The organism is Curtobacterium sp. VKM Ac-2852 (assembly GCF_013205045.1).
GTDB lineage: Bacteria > Actinomycetota > Actinomycetes > Actinomycetales > Microbacteriaceae > Curtobacterium > Curtobacterium flaccumfaciens.
Genome location: NZ_JABMLI010000005.1, coordinates 21,190 through 46,354, shown reverse-complemented (window position 1 = coordinate 46,354; position 25,165 = coordinate 21,190). Strand labels below are relative to the sequence as shown.

Sequence of the window (25,165 nt, the reverse complement as noted above, 5' to 3'; positions counted from 1 at the left end):
AGAAGAACGCTTTGGCACCCCAGAACCACGGGACACCACTCCCCATGAGGTGTGGTGATGGGGTCTACCCGTAGAACTACGGCTTGGCTGGTCGGCGACGCATCCGTCGGACCTTCGTCCGGTTTGGTTGCAAGTCGACGGACGCGAAACGCGGTGCAGACGCCGATCTGTTTGTAGTCGTTAGCGTCTGTCCTTACCGGACACCCGTCGTGAGGGACCGCTGCAGGTACCACTCTCATACCTGTAGCTCGCGATCCTCAAAGGCAGTGCAAGCAGCTTCATGAACTCCTATGGTTATGGCGGTTAGGTTACCCTTACCTTCGATTCCATGCTCGAGAACACCACCGCCCCACCCGTCGAACTCGCCGCGCCGGCCGCGGACCGACACGGCGACCCGATGCCGCCGCGTCGCCGTGGCCTCCTCGCGGTGTGGGGTCCCGGTCTCATCGTGATGCTCGCCGACACGGACGCCGGCTGCCTCATCACGGCGGCAGAGTCCGGGGCACAGTGGGGCTACACGATGGTGCTCCCTCAGCTCGTGCTCATCCCGATCCTGTTCATGGTGCAGGAGATCACCGTCCGGCTCGGGGTCGTCACGCAGAAGGGTCACGGGCAGCTCATCCGGCAGTACTTCGGCGGACGCTGGGCCTGGGTCTCGGCGGGCACTCTCGTCCTGTCCGCGGTCGGGGCGCTGCTGACCGAGTTCGCTGGGATCGCCGGCGTCGGGGAACTCTTCGGCGTCTCACGTTGGATCACGGTGCCGGTCATCACCCTCGCGCTGGTGGTCGTCGCGATGCTCGGCAGCTACCGGCGGGTCGAGCGCATCGGCATCGTCGTCGGACTGGGGCAGCTGGCCTTCGTGCCGGCGATGCTCCTCGCCCACCCGTCCTGGAACGAACTCGCTCGGCACTTCACCGCACTCCCCCTCTCGGACCACGACTACATGTACCTGCTCGCCGCGAACGTCGGCGCGGTGATCATGCCATGGATGATCTTCTACCAGCAGACCGCGGTCATCGACAAGGGACTGACTGTCCGGGACCTCGGTCGTGAACGGCGGGATACCGGGTTCGGCTCCGTCCTCACGCAGGGGGTCATGATCGTAGTGATCATCACCCTGGCCGCGACCGTTTGGAAGGGTGGTGTCGGTGCGTCCGCGCAGCTCGGTACCGTCGGCGACATCGCCAGGGCGTTGGAGCCCGCGCTCGGCAACGTCCCTGCTCGGGTCCTGGTGGGTCTGGCGATCCTCGGCGGGGCGCTCGTGGCTGCGATCGTCGTCTCCCTCGCTGGCTCTTGGGGCATCGCGGACGTCCTCGGATGGAAGCACTCGCTGAATGGTGGGTTGGACCGCAGCAACCGGCGGTTCTTCGTCGTGTACGCCCTGACGCATGTGGTCGGCGCCGTCATCGTGCTGTCGAGCCTCGACCTTGTCCGGCTCGCCGTCGATGTCGAGGTGATGAACGCACTGTTGCTGCCGATTGTGCTCAGCTTCCTTCTGCTGCTTGAGCGTCGGGCGCTTCCGCCGGAACAGCGAATGCGTGGCCTGTACCGCTGGCTCGTGACGGTGCTCGCCCTGATCGTGATCGGCTTCAGCTTGTACTCGGTCCCCGGCGCACTCGGCCTGCTCGGCTGACCCCGACACCGGAGCCCCGATAGCGCAGACCCCGGACCGATATGGCAGGGGCAGAAGCAGCCGAGACTCCGGGTGGCAATGGCCGTGAACGATACCGGAAGGCTGTTGCCTCCGCTCCCACGGGGTAGCACCCGTATGGGGCGCCTCCCCATCTGGGGACTTCGTCGGGTTTGACTTCCGGAGCGCTCCACCAGTTGTTCCCCTCCCGTCGTTGGCGGCCGACTTTGGCGACCTCCGCTCGGCTGGGCACACTTCGCGATGGGGTCCTGACACCTGCGCCCGCCGGCGCCGTCTGATTCGGGAGCACAAAAGTCGACGGCAGGGCGACCCGGGGAAGATCGCGACCATGTCACCTATCGATCTCGAATACAGCCTCGATGGGCTGCTCGCCGCCGAGAGCGGTGGCCCCATCAGGCTCAAGCGGCAGTACCGGTCCCGCACCGCTGGCCTTCGGACGAGGCGCCCGTCGCGGTCGGAGCCGCGTCCTTCGTGCTCATCGGCGTCCAGGGCGGCCGACCTCCAGCGCCGCTCCAGATCGCCGCGGACGTCGTGACCAATGGCCCAACTGCTCACCGAGCCGGACCGCTCGCCCCTGAAGCTCCTCCGGGTACTTCCTCGGTGCTCCCATAACTCTCCTCCTCCCGTGGGTCGAGAGCCTCCATCAGACCCGGGGCGGAAGAGTTCCGTGTTCTGGGAGAGCGACAACGACGACATCGAAGTGCCCGCTACCGCGGCGACCAGCCACGCGCGCGGGAACGGGTGAGCGCATGCGGGCGGTCGGGGTGTGGCCGACATGCCGCCACACCTAGAGGTGGCCCGCACCACACCCTTGGCGCGCCTTCGGTGCTGATGGATCCGGCGACGGAGCGCCGGTCCTGCCGGGCCTACGGCCCCATTATCTGCCTTGAAGCCTTCGGCAGCGTACGGACGTCCGGGACCCGATCAACTGGCTTTCGCAGTACGGCCGACTATAACCGCGACTGATGATTATCCCACAGCATGAAACGCGTGGAATATTGGATTCCGACCTATGAGTATTTTCATGAATGACAGGGTGAAATTCAGTGGGTCGGCAGTTTTGCGATCCATCATCAATCGATGCAGATACTCCGGAACATGTTGCGTGGCGCGACATCTGGCTTCTCAAAAGCGCTGACTCTCGACCGGGGCCGCACACTGCGCATGGCGGAGTGCTTGACAGCTGTCACGGTTCTCGCCAGCGTGTCTGAATATGTCACAAACGGGGGAGACCGTCGTAGAGGGGGCCTAAACGACTGGCAGGTAGTGCGCGAGACTCAGCGTCAGATGCTGCCGGCGGGAGCTTTCCGACTTTTCGACGTCGTGTCAAACCGCGTGGTTAGCTTCACGCTGACGCTGTCCAAGGGGGTCATTGCGATTGTGGTTCTATCGGGACGCGCCAACCCCCGTATTTCTGGGGCCCTTCAAATAGGTTCCGCGCTCGCACAGCTCCTTCTTGGGCCGCGCACCCGCCGCGGCTCCGATGGGTCGGACAATGCCACCATGCAGGCGGCAATAGCTATCGGCGCGGCTCGCATCTTCGGCACGCCACGTGCGACTGACGTTGCCCTTTCCCATCTTGCGCTCCAGGCAACCCTTGCCTACCAGGCTGCGGGGTGGACTAAGCTCCCCAATCCGGATTGGAGGAGCGGCGAAGCTCTGCTCGGGGTAATGAGAACACGCGCGTACGGAGACGGTCGGTCGTGGCAGATATTGCATTCCCACCCTCGAGTCGCTCGTGTGCTGAGCTGTAGCGTACTCGGCTTCGAATGTGCATTCATGCTGGTGTTCGCGCGTTGCGCACCGCTGACCTGGCTGTTAACCGCAATCGCGGCTTGCTTTCATGTTACTGTCGGAATCACGATGGGACTTGGCCGATTTACCACCGCATTCCCTGCGATGCTGGTCGCAGTCCCTTATGTCTTCGGGTCGCGTCGCGTGGGGGCAGCCGATCAAGTGCTCCCACGTCTGTTCGCTGGCACAATCGGAATCGGCTGTACCCTCGGCGCAATAAGTTCAGCCCGTCGGGAGCACCGCTATCGACGCGCGAAGGCATTATTGCGCTCTCATCAGACGAAAGAGGGGACAACGGTTCGATTCGAAGAATACTGCTCTGACCTGGCAAGCGATCTCTGCTTCGTCCTCCTTCCAGGTCTTGGTTCGAGCGAACAGGACCTAGTGCGATGGGCTACACGGCTCTCGAGCGCAGCACGCGTGATCGTCCTGGCCGACGTACTTGGCGGGCAGACGCTTACGGCCGGTGGACTGGATACAGCGCTTCTCGGCATAAGCGAATTCGCTTCGACTCTTCCGGAGCGGGTGGTGCTGGTCGGGCACTCGCTCGGTGCGTGTCTTGCCGGCTCTATCGCTGACCTCGTGCCGGAGTCAGTATTCAGCGTTATTCGGGTCGATCCAACGAATCCTGCAACAGTAGATACAAACGCTTCCACGAACGCAATCCTGCGATCTCTATACCTATTTCCATCAACGTTGTTCCTCTCTGGCGGCTGGTCTCTCCGCCGGCCGGAGCGGGGGGCTGGGCTTCCAGAGCCGGCCCGTCGACGTTCCTCGGATCTGCAACGAACCCCATCTTGGTGGCGACGGACGGCCCATCTATTCCGGGTAGTTCTGGATGGGTGGGCCACGAACGGAGTCCCGGGTGTAGTTTCAAGCCAAGGTGTCGACATATTCTCGCCCGGTGTGTTTCGTCAACGAACTTCCGATGCGTTGGCAGATCCCAGGCGCCCCCACCACGTGATTGACGGTTCTTCTCATCATTCGCTCCTCAGTGCACCCGAACACGCCCGAGCGGTGACTGACATCATTCTTGAACACGTCAAGTACCTCGAACACGCCCAGGACCGCGGATGAAGCATCGTGTTGTTGTCGCTGCTCACTGGTGTTTCACGTGTGCGTCATGTGCGCTCCTCGTTCTCACGCTCCTCCGCCAGCACCCTAATCGTTCCGTCGCGCTCCTGCCGCACGTGCGTGGTCTGCAACCCTTCATGGATGAATTGGTACCTGACTGGCGCTTCTTTGCTCCCCGTCCGATGACGACGGATGTTCTGCTGTTCGTGCGCTCGCTCGACGCCTTTGAAACACCATCCGAGTGGGTGGCATTAACTAGCTACCCTGAGCGTAAGCTCCGTCAGCTCATATTCTTCCCTGATCGTCGTCGTAGCAAAGCCCTCCTGGATGTCACGAATCTGTTCCTACAGCAGCTAGAGCAATTTCCCGATGACTTCAGTCAGCGATCGATGTATCGGTTACTCGCTGAACACGTTCGTATGAAGGTGCAGATGATTGAACCGGCTGCGATCGGGTTCCAGTTCTGCATTGTGCGGAACAATGGTTACGAGGGTGGCGACATTACTATTCCGTTCACGTCGGGGTACATTCCTCTCGCTGCACAAAGCGGTGAGTTGAAAATAAGAGAAGAAGAGGAAGCAAAATGACTATCGACATGACGCAACAGTTGCTCGCACAGGCCACAGCTGACCGACCACTGACGCGAACCACGGCACCATCGTTTGTCCGGACCCCCATTCAAACGATGTCCTTCGCAGCCATGGCGTTGGCAGCATTCGCAGGGGCCCAACTTCTTGCGGAAATGGGAGCACTTGACATGGCAGCAGGGGCCGGGGCGGCGGCTGCTACCGCCTTGGCAGTCTGATAGGAGGGCCGGGGAGAAACTGAGTCGTTCGTGCACCGCGTTCAGGAGACGCGGTGCACGAGGCTGAGTCGAGGCTTGCCAAGAGAAGATTCGCCGGTAGCCGCGGACACCACATGCAGGACCGACCATGTCGCGCTTTGCGCGTATCTTCCGGATCCGTATCACCCACAGGCCGAGACCGGCAAGGGCGACGACGCCGAGCCAGGACGCGGCTGTTTCGCTGTAGAGCCGGCCGACGTCGCCGAGGAACAGAGACCGGTGGAACGTGTCCACCCAGGTGCGGAACGGCAGCGCCCCGGAGGTGCCGTACACGAGCAGGTCGCCGCGGACCTTAGCGGTGCCGGGGTCGATGAAGATCGCACGGTTCTGCGAGTCCATCAGCCCGGCTTCGGCTTACATCACCCGTGTCGTGGCGCCCTGTGCGGGTGCTGGGCGGACGGCGGCGACGGTGTCCTTCGGGTGGTGCTGGTCGATGTAGGCCTGCGCGGCGTCGATCTGGTCCGCGAGCGGCTTCGCGGCAGCAGTCGACGCTGCGGTGAGTTCGTGCCGGTACATGCCCTGCTCGATCGTCGGGCCGAGCGCGTACACGGCGCCGGAGAGCGCGGCGATGAGGATGAACGGGCCGATGAAGAGCCCGGCGTAGAAGTGCAGGCGCAGCAGGAACTGCCCAAACCAGCCCCGCTGCGTGTTCCCCGGCTGTACGGACGCCGGCACGCTGGCGCCTGCCGTAAGGACGGTGGTTGTGGGACGATCGCCGGTGGCGGTCACGCCTTTCTCGGTCCTCAGCTCGTGGGGATGAACGCGAGCGCCATGCCGGCACTCATCACCAGCAAGAGCACGCCATCTAGGCGCGCCAGGGGGTGTTGCCGAATCCGCGCCGACGCGATCAGGCGCACCAGCAGCCAGACGGTCGCGACCGCGAACACGACGACGAGGATCCAGGCAATCGGCGTCCAACCGGACCAGGAGGCGTGCACGCTGTGCCCGCGACCGGTCATGTCCATCTCCGGCATCGACATCGACGCCCCGCCCGCCACCGGCAGCATCATCACGCCCATGACGACCATCGCCGCCATCATCACCACGTGGTAGCCCAGAACCAGCCGCCCCGAACCGCCCGGCCCATGGTGCTCATGGCTGCCGTACCGGCCGCTTCCCAGTGTCAGGACGAGGTAGAACACTGTGGCGAGAGCGAAGACGATGATCTGCAGCGTCGGCGGGGCGAGCGTCATCCCCAACGACCACGGCATCGCCAGCATCGCGACGCTCATCAGCACGTGGAAGACATCGCTCACCCGTGACACTCCGGTGCTGCTGGGTCGGAACGAGAAGCCGAGGTACCCGAGGGCCGTCACGGTGAACAGTACTGTGAGGAGAACGGACAGCGGCAAGCTGTTTGACACGAACGGGAACCTCTCTCGCAAGGGCAGGCGGCATCATTCTACAAGTTGTAGAAGCGTACCTCTACTTTATGTAGAATCGCCGCATGGTCGAGAGAGTTGGTGAGCGCCAGTGAGCCCGCGTCGAGCGCATGGGTCTCTCGAGGCAAGTGTGCTGCAGCTGCTCTGGGCGCAGGAGGGCGCGCAGACCGGCCGGCAGGTCCGGGACGCTCTCGCTAAGGACGGTGACCCGCTGGCATCGACGACGGTGCTGACCGTCCTGGCTCGGTTGGAGAAGAAAGGCCTCGTGGAACGGGACCCCACTGCGAAGGCGTATCGGGCAAACAGGGTTGACCCGGCTGAGACGGCCGACTCGATGGCGGAAGTGCTCGGTCGCTCCAGCGACCGCACGGCGGTCCTGCAACGCTTCGCCGGCGCGCTCGGCGCTGAGGACCTTGATGTGCTCCGAGCCGCGCTCGGTGCGGCGGGGATCGACCCCGCACGCGTGTAATGCAAGAATCGGCGGCGTGATCACCGTCCTTGCGCTCGTTGTCCTCGCAGTCGTGGTCACCCTGCTCGCGCCGTTCCTCTTCGCTCGCGGTACCTGGTGGCTCCGCCACCCGCAGATCGCGCTCCGCTCCTGGATGACGGCATTGATCGTTGCTGCCGGGTCGCTGCTGCTGAGCGTGGGGATCGCCGCGGTTATGGTCGCGTCGAACGCGCACCTGCACGGACTCGGCGCTCCCGCCGCTGGCCTCTTTGCCTGGTGCGGCCTCGGCGTTGCCGGGGGCGTTGCCGCGCTCCTCGTCGCGAACGCGGAACCGATATCAGCGGCGAAGCACCGCACCGACGTCGCGGTCACGCTCCTGGTCGCGCGCTCCACGGTGCGAGTCGAACGGATCGGTGGGCAGGAGGTCGCGTATCTCCGATCCGCGGATCCGATCGCTTGCTCCACTGCCGACGGTCGCGTGCTGATCTCGACCGGCGTCGAGGATGCGATGCCCCGCGGCTGCGTCCGTGCTGTGATCGAGCACGAGCGCTCCCACGTCCTCGGCCGCCATGACTTCATCGCCCGGATCGCAGCCCTGAACGCGGCAGCGTTCCCGAGGCTCCGGACTGCTCAAGAGTTTCGGCGCACAGTTGCACTTCTGATCGAGCTTGTAGCCGATGACGCCGCAGTTCGTGTCTGCGGCCCCGCAACAGTCTGCAACGCGCTGACGCTGATGGACCGCATCGACCCGAACCCGGGTCTCGCGCTTCGCGCCGCCCGGTTGGCTGGCGCCACGGTGAAGACGTGGCCGCATCGCCGTCGCCTCGCCCCACTCGTTCGCCCCCACTGACCGAGCTCCCACTACCTTCTACGTTTTGTAGAATGGGTGCATGGAGCGCTTCGAGTACCACGTCGTCGGGATGACCTGCGAGCACTGTGAACGCCGTGTCACCGGCGAAGTCGAAGCGATCGCCGGTGTCGAATCCGTCACCGCAGACGCCGCTACCGGACTTGTTGTCGTGACCGCACAGGCCGAGCCGGACGCGGCGGCGGTCGCCGAGGCGATCGACGAGGCAGGCTACGAGCTCGCCAGTGCCTGACACCGCCCCAGCCACACTCGACCGGGCAGCGCCGGCGACCGCTGCGCCACGGCCGGGCACGGTGGTGCGCGCGCTGCCGTGGGTAGGCGCGATCATCGCGGTCGCCATCGTCGTGGTCGCGGTGGGCATGCTCGGGTCCTCCTCGTACGACCGGCTAAGTCGCGGCTACCCGGGCATGCTCACCTCAATGCTGAGCGCCCTGCTCCGCCTCACCGCAGACATGACTGGCGGCCTCACCGTCGGAGTGCTCTTCGCTGCAGCGTTCCTCACGCCGCGCCGTTCCCGCACCCTCATCGACAATCACCGCGACCTCCGCCTGGTCCGCCCCGCGGCGACTATCTGGCTGATCGCCGCGGTGCTGCTGGTCCCTGTCGACGCCGCCGATGCCGGTGGGGTGCCGCTGACGAAGCTCCTCACCCCGGGCGCGATCGGCTACCTCGTGCAGGCGAGCTACCTGCCCGGTGCGTGGATCGTCGTCGGCTGCATCGCGGTGACGATCCTCGTCGCCGCGTACCTCGTTCGCAGCTGGGTCAGCACCATGCTCCTGACCGGCATCGGAGCGGTCGGTCTGCTCGCACCGGTCCTGGTGACGCAGGTCCTTGTCGGTCCGAACCACGACTTCGGCGGCGACGCCGCCATGTTCGCCACCCCCGCGCTCGGCATCTGGATCGGCGCGACCGCCGTTCTCACCCGCCGCTGGCGAGCGAACCGACCCGGGACCGCGACAGTCAGACGCCATCGCATCCTCGCTCTCACCGTGTGGATCATCTGGACCGCCGGATCGGTGATCATCGCCGCCGTCGAACTCGCCGGCACGGCACCCTGGGCCGCGCCCACTGGGATCCTCTTCGCCGTGCAGCTGCTGCTCGTCGCCGTGGTCGCCGGACCGATCCTGCTGCGCCGTGCCTGGTTCGCCACCCGCATCGCACCGGCTGCGCTGCTCGCGGCGCTCATCATTGCGGTGGGGATCGGGGTCGTCATGGCGCGGATCCCGCCGCCGGTGTACTTCGTCCCGACCGACGGGCAGCAGCTGTTCCTCGGCTACCAGGTGAACACACCGCTCACTCCGATCACGCTGTGGACAGCTGGCCGGGTGAACATCCTCTTCCTCGTCATTTCCATCGTGGGCATCGCTGCCTACGCGGCCGCCGTCATCCGGCTCCGGAAGCGCGGTGATCGCTGGTCGAACGGGCGCACGAGCGCGTGGATGCTCGGCTGGGTCTCGGTGATTCTCACCACCTCGTCCGGGGTCGGTCCGTACTCGTCGGCGTCGTTCGCCGTGCACATGGGCCTGCACATGAGCCTGAACATGCTCGGCCCGCTGCTGCTCGTCCTCGGCGGACCCATCACCCTGTTCCTCCGCGCCACTACCGCCCACCGCCGCGACACCTTCGCCGGCCCCCACGAGTGGCTGGTGGCGCTGACACACTCGAAGCTGCTGAGGATGACGTACAACCCGATGTACGTCCTCGCCGTGTTCGTTGGTTCGTACTACGCCATCTACCTCACCCCGTTCTTCGACTGGGCCATGCGATACCACTGGGCGCATCAGGCGATGACACTGCACTACCTCGCCATCGGGTATGTCTTCTACGCCCTCATCATCGGCGTCGACGCACCACCCCGACCGTTGCCACACATCGGCAAGCTCGGCCTCGTCCTGGCCGCCATGCCGTTCCACGCATTCTTCGGCGTCGTCGTGATGACGAGCACGGACCTCCTCGCTGGCACCTATTTCCAGTACCTCGACGTCCCGTGGATCGGCAGCCTCGCCCACGACCAGTACGTCGCCGGTGGCGTCGCCTGGGCGGCCGGCGAACTCCCGCTCCTGGTGGTCGTCATCGCCCTCGTCACCCAGTGGTCGAAGCAGGACGCCCGGCAGGCGAAGCGCATGGACCGGCACGCGGACCGGGGCCTCGACGACGACTACGAGCAGTACAACGCCATGCTCAGCAAGCTCACCACCCGCGACACCACAGCAGCCGCAACGCAGCCTGACCCAAGACCATCCGCCGGACCAGCGGGGACAACCGAGCATGAGGGCGCCGATCACCGGCCGACGCTGACCGTCACCGACCACCGGGAGTAGCCGTGACCACCACCACAAGGCCGTCCCGCACCGACCAGGAAAACGAGCAGCGGCTCGAGCTCGACATCGGTGGGATGACCTGCTCTGCCTGCGCCAACGCGATCGAACGCAAGCTCGGCAAGCTCGACGGTGTCACCGCTTCCGTGAACTTCGCCACCGAACGCGCCACCGTCGCAGGTCTCGGCCCCGACGATGCCGCCACCGCGATCGCGCAGGTCGAACGCGCCGGCTACACCGCCGCCGTCCACACCCCAGGTGACGACGCCTGGTCCGCCCGCGCCGCAGAGACCCGCACCACGACCCTCCGCCGTCGGCTCGCTGTCGCGGCGCTGCTGACGATCCCGCTGTGCGACATCACGATCATCCTCGCCCTCGTCCCCGCATGGCGGTTTCCCGGCTGGCAGGCACTGTGCGTCCTCCTCGCCGTCCCGATCGTGACCTGGGCGGCCTGGCCGTTCCACAAGGCCACGCTCCGTCGCCTCAGGCACCGCAGCACCAGCATGGACACCCTGGTCTCGCTCGGCGTCGTGGTGTCCTTCGGATGGGCGCTCTGGACGCTCCTCGTTGACCCCGCCACCACTCCCGGGTACTGGCTCGGGTTCGGAAGGACTCCGGCTGGCGCGGACTCGATCTACCTCGACGTCGCCGCCGGCATGGTCACCTTCCAACTCGCCGGCCGGTACTTCGAGAGCCGCAGCCGCCGCCGCGCCGCCGACGTCCTCGAAGCCATCGGCGACCTCGGCGTCACCGAAGCGCAACTCCTCACGGACGGGGAGGAGAAGACCGTCCCGCTCAGCGCTGTCCGGGTTGGGAACCTCGTCGTCGTCCGCCCCGGTGGCCGCATCCCCGTCGATGGCACCGTCACCGACGGGGCCGCGACGCTTGACGTCTCCGCGATGACCGGTGAGTCCATCCCCATCGAAGCCACCGCAGGAACGACGGTCATCGGCGGCACGCTGGTGCAGGGCGGCCGGCTCATCATCCGCACCGACGCGGTCGGCACTCGCACCCGCCTCGCGCAGATGGCCGCCGTCGCCGACGACGCCCAACGACGCAAGGCCGCGATACAGCGCACCGTCGACCGTGTCACGAGCGTGTTCGTCCCCGTCGTGATCGGCATCGCGATCCTCGTCGCCGCTGGTTGGCTCATCAGCGGCGCCGCCGCCGGCACCGCAATCGCGAACGGTGTCGCGGTCCTCATCATCGCCTGCCCCTGCGCACTCGGCCTGGCGACCCCGACAGCGCTCATGGTGGGTGTTGGCCGCGGCGGCCAGCTCGGCATCCTCATCAAGGGCCCTGGCACCCTCGAAGCAAGCGGCCGCATCGACACCGTCGTCCTCGACAAGACCGGTACCCTCACCACCGGCCAAATGACCCTCACTGCCATCGACACCTTCACCGAGGACGCCGACACCGCTCTCGCCCTCGCCGGCGCACTCGAGGCGGCGTCGGAACACCCCATCGGGAAGGCGATCACCACCGCAGCCAGCAACCAGCTCGGCACGCTGGAGCCGGTCGCGGCGTTCACCGCGCACACCGGGCTTGGAGCCGCCGGAATTATCGGCACCCGCCACTGTGTGATCGGCCGCCGCGAGCTCCTCGAGCAATCAGGCGTTGCCGTCGACGATCGTGTAGCTGCGGTTGTCGAGCAGTGCGAAGGGGGCGGTGCGACCGTGGTGCTGCTCGCCGTCGACCGGGAAGTAGCCGCAGTACTCACCGTCCGGGACACGCTGCGTTCCGGCGCCGCCGAGGCCGTCGCCCAGCTGCGCGCCCTCGGGCTCCGCACCGTCCTGCTCTCCGGAGACTCCGAGACCACGGCCACTGCTGTTGGTGTGGAGGTTGGCGTCGACGAGGTCATTGCCCGCGTTCTCCCGGACGAGAAGGCTGAACGCATCGCCCAGCTCCAAGCAGCTGGACACCATGTCGCGATGGTCGGTGACGGCGTCAACGACTCCGCCGCCCTCGCAACCGCAACGCTTGGCGTCGCCGTTGTGCAGGGCACCGACATCGCCATGAAGGCCGCCGACGTCATCATCGTCCGCGAGGACCTCCGCGCCGTCGTCGACGCGGTCCAGCTCTCCCGCACGACCCTCCGCACCATCCGCATCAACCTCGTGTGGGCGTTCGGGTACAACATCGCCGCGATCCCGCTTGCTGCCGCGGGCATGCTCAACCCACTCATCGCCGCCGCCGCGATGGCGCTGTCATCCACACTCGTCGTCTCGAACAGCCTTCGGCTGCGGTCGTTCCATCGGCCGTAGTCCGCCGTCTGTGGAAAGGGTGGGGAGGGGGAGCATGCGGGAACTGACGCTCCACGGGGAAAGAGCGTGCGGAAGCGAGGCGGGAGCGCGAGTCCGGTGGGAAGCTACAACTCAGAGCGAAGCGCATTGAAGTGCGTCATCAAGGTGGCCTCGACAGCAATGTTGGTCACGGTGGGGTTGAGCTCATCCGGCAGCCGACCGGCCACGGGGCACCGGACGGCGACCCTGATCGGGCTGGCATCCACCCGCCCCACCGGTCCACTGAGGTTCAGAGGGCCATGCCGGAGAGGACTCAACGGCGCCTTCAGAGAAGCATCCGTAGACGTGTCAGTGACTCTGGGGAGCCTGTTTGCCGCCAAGACAGGCGACTAGGCGTCCTGAGTCACCACGTTGGTACCAGTCGGGCTGCGAGCGTGAGCCCGTGGCTCGAGTGGGTCCGACCAGTGTTGTAGCGCTCGATCCAGGGCGCAAGTGCGTCGGCACGATCTTGGCTGCTGGTGATGTGCTACCCGTAGGTACATTCGATTGCGAACGACGCGCCGTGACAGCCGTTATTGGTGAATTCGGCAGCTGTGGCCCGAAATATCCGCCGCCGCGAGCACTCTTTCCCGACCTGTCTCCGGTCCACGCTGTCCCTCAGTGGGAGCCTGCACAATCTACGCGCCTTAGAGGCCAGTCGGCTCACGCCAGTTTTTGAGGGAAATGGCTCGCGGGGATAATTCACGGCGTAGGATTTGGCGGGCAGTGGCCCTTGACGCGATCACAATCCCATCTATGGTCCCTGGGTGGATAGCCCGGAGCTCCGTATTGGGTGGTTAAGGCTGGGTGTAGCTGCAAGTAATCGTGGACTGGTTCCGCGCGGTGTTTTCGGAGATCTGCTGGCCATTAGCATCAAGCACGCGGCACCCAATGGAAGGAATCGCGAGTGCTGGACCGGGACCCATATTGGTGTCTACGTAGAAAGAGGTCGTATAGGAGCCCGATTCTTCCTCCGCGTCCAAAGAGTGGCGGAATTTGGCGTTCGGGTATAGGTCGGCAAACCAACCGCCGTCCACCAACTTGCCGGACCTGCGCACCGTTACTCCCGAGTAACCTTCCTTTGGTCCAGTAGCCCCGAAGAACTCGACCTGTGCAGGCCGCCCCACTGCATGAATCTGCGAGGCGGAGCGCGTGGCGCTCTTTGTGGGACTTGAGAGGACTGGCGCGCTTGCCGGAGCTGTTGCGGAGATTGCCAGTGCAGCAGCCGTCGAAATGAGGAATACGGATGCGACCTTCATTTACCCTCCCCGGGTGAAAATATCAAGGTTTCGGTGTCTTGTGTGCTCAACCGATGTTCAAGTCGGCTGACGGGGCCTTTCGTTAACGACGGTTCTCTCAACCTTCGCTTGCGCTCTTGGGTCCGTGCCCGGTGCGGGGCCTGAGGCCTGAAATGGTAGTTGCGCGAGGTCTGAAGCGCCGTCTTCGCATTTGTCGTCGCTGGCCCGCTGCGGCTGGAATCGCCACACACAAGCGTGGCGCGGCGTCCTGGCCATCGCTAGCCCCCGCAAGGGGGACTGCGCATTCGGGTTGATGCGGTGCGCGGGCAAGTTGGTCGTGTATTTGACGTCGAGTAGGGAGTGCGACGGAGAACGTAGAAAGTATCTGGGAGCTCACCGTGGGTGACGGAGACGCCTGCCTGATAGCAGCGCGCGTCGCCGGTGTGAATGACTGGCGTATCGACTGGACCGTTTAGGAGCGACCAAGGCTGTTGGGCGCAAGCATGGCCATCTTCGGGAACGTTGAGCGCAGACGGGCTCTTCGCGGTTGGTACTGGTGAGAGCGGTCACCAAGGCTGTGGAGCACCGCGATTAGGGACCGACAGCCGGGAGTATCGCTCGATCAGGTGACGGCCGTCCTTAACGAGCCCCTGGTGGGACCTCGTACCCCTCCGAGTTGTAGGACGCGACTGATGTCCCGGCAGTCAGCCATCCGCAATAAGGGGGACCCGGGGTGTACCCCCTCGAACGGTGAGGCGGCCCGAAGTGGTTCACCTGGCGGCCTGCCGCCTTACGCAGTTGCAACGAGTGGAGAGGTCTGCTAGAAACCTTCTATGCGTACAATATCAAGTGCTGAAAGACTGTCCGTCCAACGTGCGGCGATGGTGCGACGAGTCTGCTTCGGGTTCGCCGCTGTGGTGGCTCTGACCGCCGCTACATGTGGTCTTGCGCCCGCGGCGTTCGCTGAGACTAACTCAACTCCAGCGATTCCTGTCGGCAGTACGCCGATGTCTGTCGCGGTGGGTCCGCACTCCCGAAACGTGTACGTGGCCAACTGGAATGACGATACGGTTTCGCTACTCGACGCGAGGTCGAAAAAGGTTGTAAGCACTATCCCGGTCGGGCACGGTCCCGACGGTCTTGCGGTCGCTCCAAATTGGAAGACTTTGTATGTGGCCAACGGCGGCGACGACTCGATCTCAGTAGTTGATGTGCGCTCACGCAAGGTCGTGGACACCATTCAGGACGGCGGTAATCCGATGGGGGTCGCGGCTGCCCCGGATGGGAAGACTGTGTATGTCACGAATAACGGCAGCAATGCGATGACGATCATCGATACAGAGTCGCGTCAGGCCGTCGCTACGGTGCCCGTCGGTAAGTACCCGATGGGTGTGGCGGTCGCTCCGGATGGCAAGACTGTTTACGTCGCAAATCAGAGCGGTAACACGATTTCAGTAATCGATGCCGCGTCTCATAAAGTTACTTCCACGATTACAGTCGGAGTGAGCCCGGAAAGCGTGTCGGTCGCCCCGGATGGTAAGACTGTCTACGTCGCCAACGCGACAAGCGGCGATGTGTCGGTCGTTGATACATCGACTCATAACGTGAGCTCGTTCGAAGCTGGTTGGGAACCGATGGGCATTACGGTCACTCCAGATGGGACCAAGGTTTTGGTGACCAACGCAGGTGACAACACGATGTCGGTATATTCGACAGGGTCGGGGAAGGTCTTGGGCACGATTCCCGTGGGCGCCAGCCCGTGGAGTGTCGCTGCCGCTCCTGACGGTCAGACCGCCTATATCGCGAACATGAAAGACAACACGGTTTCGGTCTACTCGTTGGCACAGTCATTGTCCGACAGTCATGGCGTCCGGTCGAGGTGAAAGAGAACAAGTATTAGTGCTGACGAGAAGCGCGAGGATCGCGCCGCACGACCGCTTATCTGGGTCTTACCGCGTTGGTCGCACAATAGACGGCCACGGTTGATTTGACATCGGAGAATACTGCTTATGCAGTGGATGGCCGGCCACCTGGCCGGCCATCCACTCTGTACGAATTGGTTTTCGGAGCGCGAGTCACGGATGCCTTTTGTTGGGAGGCGGGCCATTCGCGATCACATCTAACTGAGGTGAATCGAACCAAGCGAGGGCTGTAATCGTAAAATCATGGGTTGTAGGCGCTTGATAGTCCAAGCGAATGCTTTGAAGTCTTCGACGGAAGGATCAAGATGCTCAAGTCCCGACGAGCTATCGTCGTGGCATCAACGCTCTCAGCCCTAGCGCTCCTTGCGGGCTGCGCCACCGAGCCTTCACAAACTACCGCCGATCCGGCGGCACGGGCCACAATTGCGGCCGGCACGGAAGGTGCCGTCAATTTTGAAGGTGGTTACTTGCAGATTGGCTCGGGACCAAAGGCGGTCGATATCTACCTCGACCCCATGTGCCCTTACTGCAGGCTCTTCGAAGAAAAGTCCGGCCCGATGCTCTTTAACGCTGCAAATAACGGCGACGCCACAATACGGATCCATCCGGTCGCCATCCTCGACCGCCTCTCCAGGGGGACTGCGTACTCGACGCGCGCCGCGGCACTACTGACAGCGGTCGCCGCAAAGTACCCGCGAAAGACGGAGGAGTTTGTGCAGGATATCTACGCCTATCAGCCTTCGGAGGGTACTGCAGGTCTCACCGATAATCAGCTCCGGGACATCGCTCGACATGCCGGCATCTCGGTTCCGGAGCAGCTCGATGCAGCTCAGTACCGGATGTGGGTGAAACAGTCCACCGCGCGCGCCATGGCGGGACCGTTGCCGACAACGAGCCAGCTGCCGGCGATCCGTACCGTACCCACCGTTGTGGTAGACGGCAATGTGTTTCCCGGCAGCAGCACCCAGACGGCGGCGTTCGCACGATTCTACTTGAGCCACTAACGGGCTAACACTCAAGCCCGACGGTAACGTATCCTCGCGTGCATCCCAAGACGCCGCACCATGCCGGCGGTTCCGCTATCGGGAACTTCTCTGATACGTCCGGCAAGCTTGTGTTCTATTCCTCGTTGGTTCCAAGGCTGCGCTCAGATTGCTGCCGTCGATGAAGGCTGGTCAAGCGATATTATTCGGCCGCTCCCATGTTCGTCGTCTTTGAGTATTTGCGACGTCAGCGGGCTTTTCAAGTCCTTTGAAGGAATTGCAGCGAATACGACGCTCTACGATGGTCCCGACGAATGCTTGATTCTCAGCAGGCTCTTCGCGTGGAGGTTAACTTCCGTGCGGGTAGCGGGTAGTGGGTAACGGGACGTCGTTCTCGTCGGCCAGAAGTCCGCGCTTTGGTCTGACTACGGATGGGGCGGGGATCGGAGAAGCTCCTCCCGAAGGCGGAAGGTCGAGCGATTAGAGGGCAGGGCACCCCGTCGGGCTGAACTTTGGTTGCTCGTTACCTGGCGGCCGTCCAGTAATCGGCTCGGTGCCGACGGACGGCCTGCGGAACTGCAGATGCCCTACCGCCGCCCAGCGGCAACGGCCATTGTCGAGATGCCCGCCGCGTCGAATGTCCCTCGCGCTCTCGAACCAGTACCTGCCCTCGGCCCGCGGGCTCCGCTCCAGTGTTCGGCTTCCTGGCTGTCACAGCCAGGGCGATGAGGTACGCTGATCGAACAGTATATTGGCACTCGCGGAAGGTGCCTCGATGGCAACAGTTTCAAGGGCTTCTGCTCTCTGGGTCCTGACGACGTTGGCTGCAGTGGCTGCGATTGTGGTTGGATCCGTCGCGAAGATTTGTGGCGTCTGTCGGCGCCCCAAGGCTACTGCATCTTCAGAAGGCTTCGCGGCTAGCAGGGCCGCCCTCTCCGGCAAGGGAGGGGGGCTTGTCAGAGCCACTTCTCTGCGGTCCGACCGGTAGGGTCTTCGTGTCGACGTTTACGAGGACTTTGCCTGTTCGCTCCGTCGGCAGTTTGCACGCATGAATAGCCTGCGAATTGAAGACCACGTCACACGAGAGTCTAAAATGGATGATGCATCCTGACTCCTTCGTCGACCTCAGCTCTCTCGGAAAGAAACCGCGGGCGATGCAGCTATGCGCGTTGAAATGGCGAGACCACATGTTTTCGGTGCGATGACTGACGTACTCTTCAGAACTTAGCCAGAGGAGGGGTGCGCTATTCGATACTCACCGGCTATCGATCGCTGCTGCTCGGGTCGCTCGCCGGTGAATGGACTGTTCTGTCGAGAACTGCATCACGGACGGCGCTTTCGATCGGTACCTGGGCGCATGGACCAGCTTCGGTCTGCCCTTGGAAGGGTCGTGACGGGACCAAGTCCCACTCCCACACCAAGGACACGGACGTCGGAGACGGTCTGCGCGGAGACTCGCGTTTGGACCGCGGTGCGCCAGAGGATGTTGCGAGTGCCGGTGGTGACGAACAGGCCAGCGCCGAGACTGACCAGTGCGTTGACGCGCAACCCCGCCATCCGTAAGCGCCATTGCCGTCCCGGCCCGATCATCGCTCGGAGTCCGAGTCCGTATCCGGTCAGCAGCCGAAGGGTGACGGCGGCCCGACCCAGTCGAGCATGTCGGTTTACCCCTCGTCTGGTGCCTTGTTCTCGGCGATCTTCGCCAGGAGCGCGGCGGCGACGTCGGAGAGGACCAGCTCACCTGATTGTGCGTCGTAGTCGAACAGCTCCCCGTACCGGCCCCAGTCGATGGCGATGTCGAGCTGCTTCTCCGTGTCGGCGTCGTTGAAGCCACGCCGGAGCAGGTCGCGGAAGAAGTCGTCTCGGAGCGCGCCGTCGTTGCTGTTTCGGAGGGCCTTGACGATCGTCCGCACGAGCGGGGCATGCTCGGCGGCGAGTTCGGAGAAGATCTCCTTGCTCTCGAGGATGTCGGCTGTGTACCAGGCCTTGCCCCTCTCGGTAAGGAATGCTTGGGCGCCTTCGACCTTGAGCAGCTGCAGCATGCAGGCAGCGTCGACGAGCGGAAGGAGGTCGTCGACTTCGAAGGAGAGCTCGTCGGCGAGGTCCGGAAGATCGGCCTGCCCGTCGTGGGCGAAGACGATCTCCACGAGCCCGGCGAGACCTCCGACGCTCGCGTTGGGCATTGGGTGGGAAAGCGGTCCCACTGTGGCGGCTCGCACCGTGGCGTCGTCCTCGCGGTCGGTGAGGATGGCGTAGAGCTTGTCGACGGCCGCGTCGAAGGTGGGGCTCCGACGATCTCGAGGTCGCGGCAGGGTGATGGGAACTTCTGCCTTGATGTGGCCGGGGTTCGATCCGAGGACCAGGACACGGTCTGCCAACAGGACCGCTTCTTCGATGTTGTGGGTGACGATGCAGATGCTCTTCGTTGGGAATCCCGGCTGGGCCCACAGAGATGCGAGTTCACCGCGGAGGTTCTCGCTGGTGAGGACGTCGAGGGCTGAGAATGGCTCGTCCATCAGCAGGACGTCCGGGCGGAGGACCAGCGCGCGAGCAAACCCGACGCGCTGTCGCATGCCGCCGGAGAGCTCGCGGGGGTATGCCGACTCGAAGCCGTCGAGGCCGATCGAATCGATTGCGGCGAGGGCGCGGTCTCGGCGGACGAGTTTGCTCACGCCGGCGGCGATGAGACCGAGCTCGACGTTCTCCAGGACAGTCAGCCATGGCATGAGCGCGAACGATTGGAAGACCATCGCGGTGCCAGGGTTCGCTCCGTTGAGGATTTCGCCGCGGTAGCGAATCTCGCCGGTAGTCGGGGAGATCAGGCCGGCGAGTGTCCGCAGCAGTGTGGACTTGCCCGACCCGGACTTCCCGAGGAGGGCAACGATCTCTCCCTGGTGCAGGGTCAGGTCAATGTTGTCGAGCACGTTCAGGGTGGTGCCGTCCGCGGAAGGGAAAGACATGGATATCCCGGTCGCGGTGATGAGTTCGATGGTGGCCGGTGCGTTGGTGATGGCGGTCATGGTGATCGCCTCCTTCCGGTGGTGAGAGTTCAGGTGAGAGAGAAGCGGGTCTCGGCGAAGCCATAGAGCCGTCGCCAGAACAGGCGGTTCAAGCCGACGACGAAGATGGCCATGACGGTGATACCGACAAGGGTCTTGGCGAAGTCTCCGCTTGTCGTGGAGTCCGCGATGTAGGCGCCGAGGCCGGCCGCGTGGAGTGTGGTGTGGCGATAGCTGACCACCTCGGACACGATGGACGCGTTCCAGGCGCCGCCGGCGGCGGTAATACTGCCGGTGACCCACGCGCCGAAGATGGCTGGCCCGTAGAGGGAACGCCACATCTGCCTGCGAGTGAGGCGCATGCTGGTCGCGGCTTCACGGAGGTCAGTCGGGATAGCGGATGCGCCCGCGATCACGTTGAAGAGGATGTACCACTGGGCACCGAGGGACATCAGGAGGATCCCTCCCCAGTTCAGGCTCACTCCCGTGGCGATCAAGGCCAGTGTCGCGAATGGGAACAGGAAGTTCGCGGGGAAGCTCGCCAACACCTGCACGATCGGTTGCGCGATTCTGGTCACCTTTGGGCTCAGGCCGATCCAGGCTCCGATCGGAACCCAGATGAGGGTGCCGACGATCAGCAGCACGATCACCCGTCCGAAGGTCAGGACGCCAAGGCCCGCAGCAACACCGAACTGTCCGAGTCCGGTGTTCGCGCTGATGAAGCTGAGCATCGCGAACACCCCCCAGGCGATGACGGCGAGGACGAGGACGAGGAAGACCACGTCTCCCGCGCGTCGCTTCTGCACATTCACGCGAAGCGGCGGACCGGCGATGCCAAGCGGGCGGGTGATCCAGTCCAGCGCACGTCCGAGTGGCCGGAGCGTGCGGGCAAGGATGGTCGGGATGTGCGACCGGCGAAGGAACGACAGCACCAGGCTTGTCTGGATGGTCGCCGCGGTCGTGTCACCGGAGCGGAACCGCTCCGCCCAGGCAGCGAGGGGACGCCAGAAGAAGAAGTTCACCCCGATGACCATGACGACCATGACTCCGATGGCGAGCACCACGCGGTCCAGCTGGCCGTTGTCCGTTGCTGCGCCGACGTAGGCTCCGATGCCCGGGAGCGCGTAGGTGTTGTTGTTGACGGAGATCAGCTCGGACGCCACAAGGAAGAACCAGCCGCCACCGAAACTCATCATGCCGTTCCAGACGAGCGGGATCATCCCGTTGGGGACGTCAAGACGCCAGAACCGCTGCCACCGGGTCAGGCGGAGCATCCGCGACGCTTCGTCGAGGTCCTTCGGCTGCGTGACGAGCGATTGATAGAACGAGAAGGTCATGTTCCACGCCTGGCTCGTGAAGATCGCGAACACGCTCGCGCACTCAAGACCGAGTTGCGTGTGCGGGAACAGCGTGAGCCAGATTGTCACCGTGACGGACAAGAAAGCCAGGACCGGCACTGACTGCAAGATGTCGAGGAGCGGCAGCAGGATCTTTTCCGCACGCCGAGACTTCGCGGCGATCGTGGCATAAACGAACGTGAAGACGAGAGACACGGCCAGAGCCGCGAACATGCGCAGCAGCGACCGGGCTGCGAAGTATGGCAGCTGAGACGGATCGGTGGACACTGTCGACGGTGCGGTTGAACGGTTGAAAGGTGCGTCGATGGCGTGAGACAAAACTAGGATCAGCCAGAAGGTGACCGCAACCGACGCGAGGACAACGGCATCGACAGCAGGGTGCCGTCTGGGTTGCAGCGACGCGCCTTGGCTAGTGAACGTGAGTGAACGGGACATGGACATCTGACTGCTCCAGTCGGAGAAGCCCCGCTGTCGACGTCAGGCGAGCCGGGTGGGGAGCGGGGACAGGATCGGGGGGGTAAGAACTATGAGGATCGGAACTCATCACCGACCACCTCCTCGTCTCAGGGCCGCAGTTCGGCCGTGGTGGAGCGTACATGGCGTTCAAGCGCTTGCGCAAACGTCGAATTAAGGGATGATGGGTGCATGTTCAGCAAAGGCTCCACCCCCTCCTCGCAAGAACAGCTCGAAGCGGCCAGCGATACATTCGAGCTACTCGCCACACCAAGCAGGCTGCATCTGGTGTGCTTACTCGCAGAGGGTGAATCCGACGTCTCCACCCTCGCCGAGCGAGCCTCGGCCTCGATCGCTGCGACCAGCCAGCACCTTGCGAAGCTGCGGGCGGCAGGTGTTGCTGCGGCACGGCGGGATGGCCGCCGGCAGCTCTACCGCATCGATGATCCACACATCACTGCCGTCGTCCGGCAGATGTTTTCCCACATTGCCCCCGACGGCACCATCGCCACAGGACGCGATGAACGACGCCCCGCGCGTCGTCCACGATTCGACGCGAGCCTCGCGTGAACGCACTGCCCCCCCCGTTGGATCGCGCTGGTCCGGGCAACGCGAGCAGTCGGTTCGTCCTAGCCGAACCGCGATTCGAGTCCGATCAACGGCAGCCCGGACCCACGTTATGAGCGGTGAGCCGATGCGGTGCTCTGGTTGTCTGCGTGGCCGTCGGCGGTGATGGCGTTCGGCGGGATAGGGGGGATTGCGTCGCGGTGAACCTCGCCTTGCACCGCTGGTTCGTGCAGCAGAATTGTCCCGTTCCGGGCCTGCGGGCCTCCTTGACCGAGCCGAAAGGCACTCACGCGTTCTGAGAGCGCCGAGATACCGGGATCCGGTCGTCTTCGATGTCAGTTCCGGTTAGAGCGAGTGCGAACCCGCGGTGGCCACGTGTCTTCCACACAGCGATGATCGACGCGATCGCGAGACAGAACGCGAGAGGCCCGGAAAAAGGGAAATCGACTGCGAGCAACGTGGCCCACCCACCGGATCCGAGTGCCCATCGCGCCAGCCGCTTCCCGATGTTCGGGACCGGAGTCGGCCTGAGGCGCACGACGTGCTCGCCCAGAGTTCGACCGGACACGAGGACGATGGCGGGCTGAAGGAGGGGTGCAAGAAGCGCGGAGGTGTCGATGAGTGTGGTGAGCCGGTATCGAGTACACCGACCTGCACCTCGAGGGCATCGATCAGGCGCAGACCGAGGAGCGGAAGACCGCCCTCGGGACCAACGCCCCGATCGTCGTCACCGACACGGAAACGGGTGCATGGTCGGGGTTCCGCCCCGACAAGATCGAGAACGTCCGCGAGTGGGAACTGACCGACGACCAGAGGCAGGTGTGGGAGGCCGGCTACATGGTTGGGTTCGAGATGGGCGCCCCGGAGCTCATGGCCGAGATCCTTGCCCTCCGCGCACAGCTCGAGCAGGCAGAAGCCGCCGCGACCGGTACTACGCCGAGATCTGCCACCGCTTCGCACCCGCCGAGCCGGAGCGGAGCGGCCAACGTTCGCGGAACTCTGCGGTGCCCGCGGCGAGGACAGCCGAGCCGAGCCTCACGAGGAGACCACGAACCGGATGTTCCCACAGGACTCCGGCGCCCACGCCCGATCGGGGAGACTGAAACCAAGGGACTCACGTGCGACCCGGCCCCTTCGACGTCGACATTCATCTTCTTCGTGGCAGTTCTCGCACCCGCCCCTCCCATGTGCTGTCGTCGTCGCTGGCATGGGCGGCGGGCGAAAACAGCGCGACGCCGAGAAGTTGAGCTTGTGGGTCGGCATCTGACCGGATGGTTCCCGGGCTGCCCCGTCTTCTCGAAGTGAGGGTGGGTGCCTCGCCCGAGATGATCGAAAGGGTGCGTCATGGCTTGGCTCACAGGACACGAGCGCACGCGCACAGTCGGAGACGTGGTGGCATTGCTGCGGCACCGGACTGGACACCCTGTCCTGCATCGACGGCCCGCGTGCGACCAGGCTGGGACGGCAGGGGGCACGAAAGACTCTCGCCACGGTTTGCCTGTCTACGATCCTCGCCCGCTACCGCGGTGCGGCATCGGTGGCATGGGACAACAACCAGACCCGCAGCACCCTCGGCTGGTCGACGGCGGGCGCCCGGCAAGACGGGCCCGTGCTCGACCCCTGCCGAACAGCGACCGGCGCCTGGGCGCCGATGCGCAGTCCGCAGACCTTGCCTCATACGTCCACCACCAGCCACTCGACGGTGCGATGTGCTCCACTCGAGGCCGTAACCGCTCGCCGCGGGCCAGCGGTTCGGCGCCGAGCCGGTCGACCGGGTCCACAAGGTGCGGACGAAGTTCTACCGGCTCGCGAAGATCGCCGCGGTGATCCTTGGCGTCGACTGAGGTGGTTGTCGTCCGGGTTGCAGGACGAGGCAGACGGCTTCGCCATCTCCGCTGTCTCGAGCCTCCAGACAGGCTCTCTTGGACCGTGGTACCCTGATCGACCAGAATATTTTGTGGAGTCAGGAGTCAAAGTGGCAAGAGTTTCGAAGAGCCGCGGCGCCTGGATCCTGGGTGCGGTAGCCGCGGCTGTCGTGGTCGGGGCCGTCGCGACGATCGCTGTCCGATATCACCGACCAGCGCCATCGCTGACGCCGGTCGGCTTTGTGTCCGGAGCCGTCGCATTTGAGGGCGGGGGAGGTGCGATCGGTAGGGGTAACGCGCTGCGAGCGGATCGGAAGGTGCCCCGGGTTGACGTGTACGAGGACTACGCCTGCCCGCTCTGCCGAGAGTTCACTCTCGCCAATAACCGCTGGATCGAAGACCAGGTCAGAGCCGGCAATCTGACACTGGTGATGCATCCGGTGTCATTTCTTGACCGCAGTTCTCTTGGTTCGAAGTGGTCCTCAACGGCAGCTGACGCCGCCATGTGCGTCGGGGCGGCCGGGCCGAACGCCTTCGTGGCCATGAGTGATGAACTCTTTAAAATACAGCCGGAGGAAGGCACAAAAGTCGCCGCTGACAAGCTCGCGATCGCTGCAGCGCGCTCGGCTCTCGGGAGGAAGGACTCCTCTGTCGAAAAATGCATCATCGACCGCGCCTTCAATCCTTACGTGGGCACCTGGACCAATTTCGACCTGCATCACAACCTTGCCGGTCAAACGGGACCACTCGAAGGTACGCCGACCATCCTGATTGACCACGTTCAGTTTGACGGGCCGCTGTCCGACCCGCACATTTTTCAATCGGCGGTCAGGGACGCTGCTCGGCGCGACGGTCGGCGCGCTGACCGATGATTAACGAACGTTCGCGTCGAAGTACAGCGGCACGCAATCGAGCGCCTTTAAATGGCTGGCTGCTGGTTCTAGTGCCGTTCGCGCTCATACTCATTGTTGTGATGATGACCCCCACTCGTCCGACTCTTAGTTCTGATGGTCAGCAGATGACGCCGTCATTCGGACATGCTGTCGCAGAGCCAAAGAACGTGGACATTGACCACAGTGCAGTTGTCCACGTGTCTACCCACGTGGGACAGGTCATTCG

16 protein-coding genes and 2 pseudogenes are annotated in these 25,165 nt (G+C 64.1%); 12 read left to right on the top strand and 6 right to left on the bottom strand.

Features of this window, described 5'->3' with window-relative positions; all coding sequences use genetic code 11:
* Positions 1–328: 328 nt before the first annotated feature.
* From HQQ79_RS17885 to HQQ79_RS17875, 3 genes are all read left to right on the top strand, one after another.
* A complete protein-coding gene (locus tag HQQ79_RS17885; RefSeq protein WP_173036105.1) occupies positions 329–1,633 on the top strand; it encodes an NRAMP family divalent metal transporter in 1,305 nt (434 codons plus the stop codon).
* Positions 1,634–2,731: 1,098 nt separating this feature from the next.
* Positions 2,732–4,522 carry an alpha/beta fold hydrolase gene (locus HQQ79_RS19295; protein WP_367948129.1) on the top strand — a complete coding sequence of 597 codons (1,791 nt, stop codon included), beginning with the start codon at positions 2,732–2,734 and terminating at the stop codon, positions 4,520–4,522.
* A gap of 134 nt (positions 4,523–4,656) precedes the next feature.
* On the top strand, positions 4,657–5,106 hold the full coding sequence (locus HQQ79_RS17875; RefSeq protein WP_173036039.1) for a hypothetical protein: 450 nt from the start codon (positions 4,657–4,659) through the stop codon (positions 5,104–5,106).
* On the opposite strand, the pseudogene HQQ79_RS18840 reads toward HQQ79_RS17875, so the two are convergent.
* Both HQQ79_RS18840 and HQQ79_RS17865 read right to left on the bottom strand, forming a co-directional pair.
* Positions 5,004–6,038 (bottom strand): annotated as a pseudogene (locus HQQ79_RS18840) (PepSY-associated TM helix domain-containing protein). The gene HQQ79_RS17875 and the pseudogene HQQ79_RS18840 sit on opposite strands and share 103 nt — an antisense overlap.
* Positions 6,039–6,106: 68 nt before the next feature.
* On the bottom strand, positions 6,107–6,727 hold the full coding sequence (locus HQQ79_RS17865; RefSeq protein WP_173036100.1) for a DUF5134 domain-containing protein: 621 nt from the start codon (positions 6,725–6,727) through the stop codon (positions 6,107–6,109).
* Between the two features lie 109 nt (positions 6,728–6,836).
* Between HQQ79_RS17865 and HQQ79_RS17860 the strand changes: the two genes are divergently transcribed.
* Genes HQQ79_RS17860 through HQQ79_RS17840 form a run of 5 tightly spaced genes read left to right on the top strand, consistent with a single transcriptional unit; the run spans position 6,837 to position 12,643 of the window.
* On the top strand, positions 6,837–7,214 hold the full coding sequence (locus HQQ79_RS17860) for a BlaI/MecI/CopY family transcriptional regulator (RefSeq protein ID WP_173036098.1): 378 nt from the start codon (positions 6,837–6,839) through the stop codon (positions 7,212–7,214).
* 16 nt (positions 7,215–7,230) lie between these two features.
* Positions 7,231–8,043: a hypothetical protein gene (locus HQQ79_RS17855; protein WP_173036096.1), complete on the top strand. Its 813-nt coding sequence runs from the start codon at positions 7,231–7,233 to the stop codon at positions 8,041–8,043.
* Positions 8,044–8,083: 40 nt separating this feature from the next.
* Positions 8,084–8,293, top strand: coding sequence for a heavy-metal-associated domain-containing protein (locus tag HQQ79_RS17850; RefSeq protein WP_173036094.1), 210 nt, complete (start codon positions 8,084–8,086; stop codon positions 8,291–8,293).
* A complete protein-coding gene (locus tag HQQ79_RS19290) occupies positions 8,286–10,382 on the top strand; it encodes a cytochrome c oxidase assembly protein (RefSeq protein ID WP_173036092.1) in 2,097 nt (698 codons plus the stop codon). Before HQQ79_RS17850 ends, HQQ79_RS19290 begins: the two co-directional genes overlap by 8 nt.
* 2 nt (positions 10,383–10,384) lie before the next feature.
* Complete coding sequence (locus HQQ79_RS17840; protein ID WP_173036090.1) at positions 10,385–12,643, top strand: heavy metal translocating P-type ATPase; 2,259 nt, start codon at positions 10,385–10,387, stop codon at positions 12,641–12,643.
* 382 nt (positions 12,644–13,025) lie between these two features.
* Here HQQ79_RS17840 and HQQ79_RS17835 read toward each other — a convergent pair.
* A pseudogene (locus tag HQQ79_RS17835) lies at positions 13,026–13,142 on the bottom strand (IS481 family transposase); the annotation flags it as partial.
* A gap of 1,803 nt (positions 13,143–14,945) precedes the next feature.
* On the opposite strand from HQQ79_RS17835, the gene HQQ79_RS17830 reads away from it, so the two are divergent.
* The gene (locus HQQ79_RS17830; RefSeq protein WP_173036088.1) at positions 14,946–15,782 is read left to right on the top strand and encodes a beta-propeller fold lactonase family protein; all 837 of its coding nucleotides are present in this window, start codon (positions 14,946–14,948) and stop codon (positions 15,780–15,782) included.
* A gap of 344 nt (positions 15,783–16,126) precedes the next feature.
* Entirely contained in the window at positions 16,127–16,825 is a 699-nt protein-coding gene (locus tag HQQ79_RS17825) for a DsbA family protein (RefSeq protein ID WP_173036086.1), read from the top strand.
* 1,302 nt (positions 16,826–18,127) lie between these two features.
* Here HQQ79_RS17825 and HQQ79_RS19285 read toward each other — a convergent pair.
* From HQQ79_RS19285 to HQQ79_RS17810, 3 genes are all read right to left on the bottom strand, one after another.
* The gene (locus HQQ79_RS19285; RefSeq protein WP_173036084.1) at positions 18,128–18,394 is read right to left on the bottom strand and encodes an MgtC/SapB family protein; all 267 of its coding nucleotides are present in this window, start codon (positions 18,392–18,394) and stop codon (positions 18,128–18,130) included.
* 74 nt (positions 18,395–18,468) lie between these two features.
* Entirely contained in the window at positions 18,469–19,824 is a 1,356-nt protein-coding gene (locus tag HQQ79_RS17815; RefSeq protein WP_173036082.1) for a nitrate/sulfonate/bicarbonate ABC transporter ATP-binding protein, read from the bottom strand.
* Between the two features lie 29 nt (positions 19,825–19,853).
* The gene (locus HQQ79_RS17810; RefSeq protein WP_173036079.1) at positions 19,854–21,596 is read right to left on the bottom strand and encodes an ABC transporter permease subunit; all 1,743 of its coding nucleotides are present in this window, start codon (positions 21,594–21,596) and stop codon (positions 19,854–19,856) included.
* A 210-nt stretch (positions 21,597–21,806) separates the two neighbouring features.
* On the opposite strand from HQQ79_RS17810, the gene HQQ79_RS17805 reads away from it, so the two are divergent.
* Complete coding sequence (locus HQQ79_RS17805) at positions 21,807–22,184, top strand: helix-turn-helix transcriptional regulator (protein ID WP_173036077.1); 378 nt, start codon at positions 21,807–21,809, stop codon at positions 22,182–22,184.
* 2,194 nt (positions 22,185–24,378) lie between these two features.
* On the top strand, positions 24,379–24,918 hold the full coding sequence (locus tag HQQ79_RS19280; RefSeq protein WP_173036075.1) for a thioredoxin domain-containing protein: 540 nt from the start codon (positions 24,379–24,381) through the stop codon (positions 24,916–24,918).
* Positions 24,919–25,165: the final 247 nt, after the last annotated feature.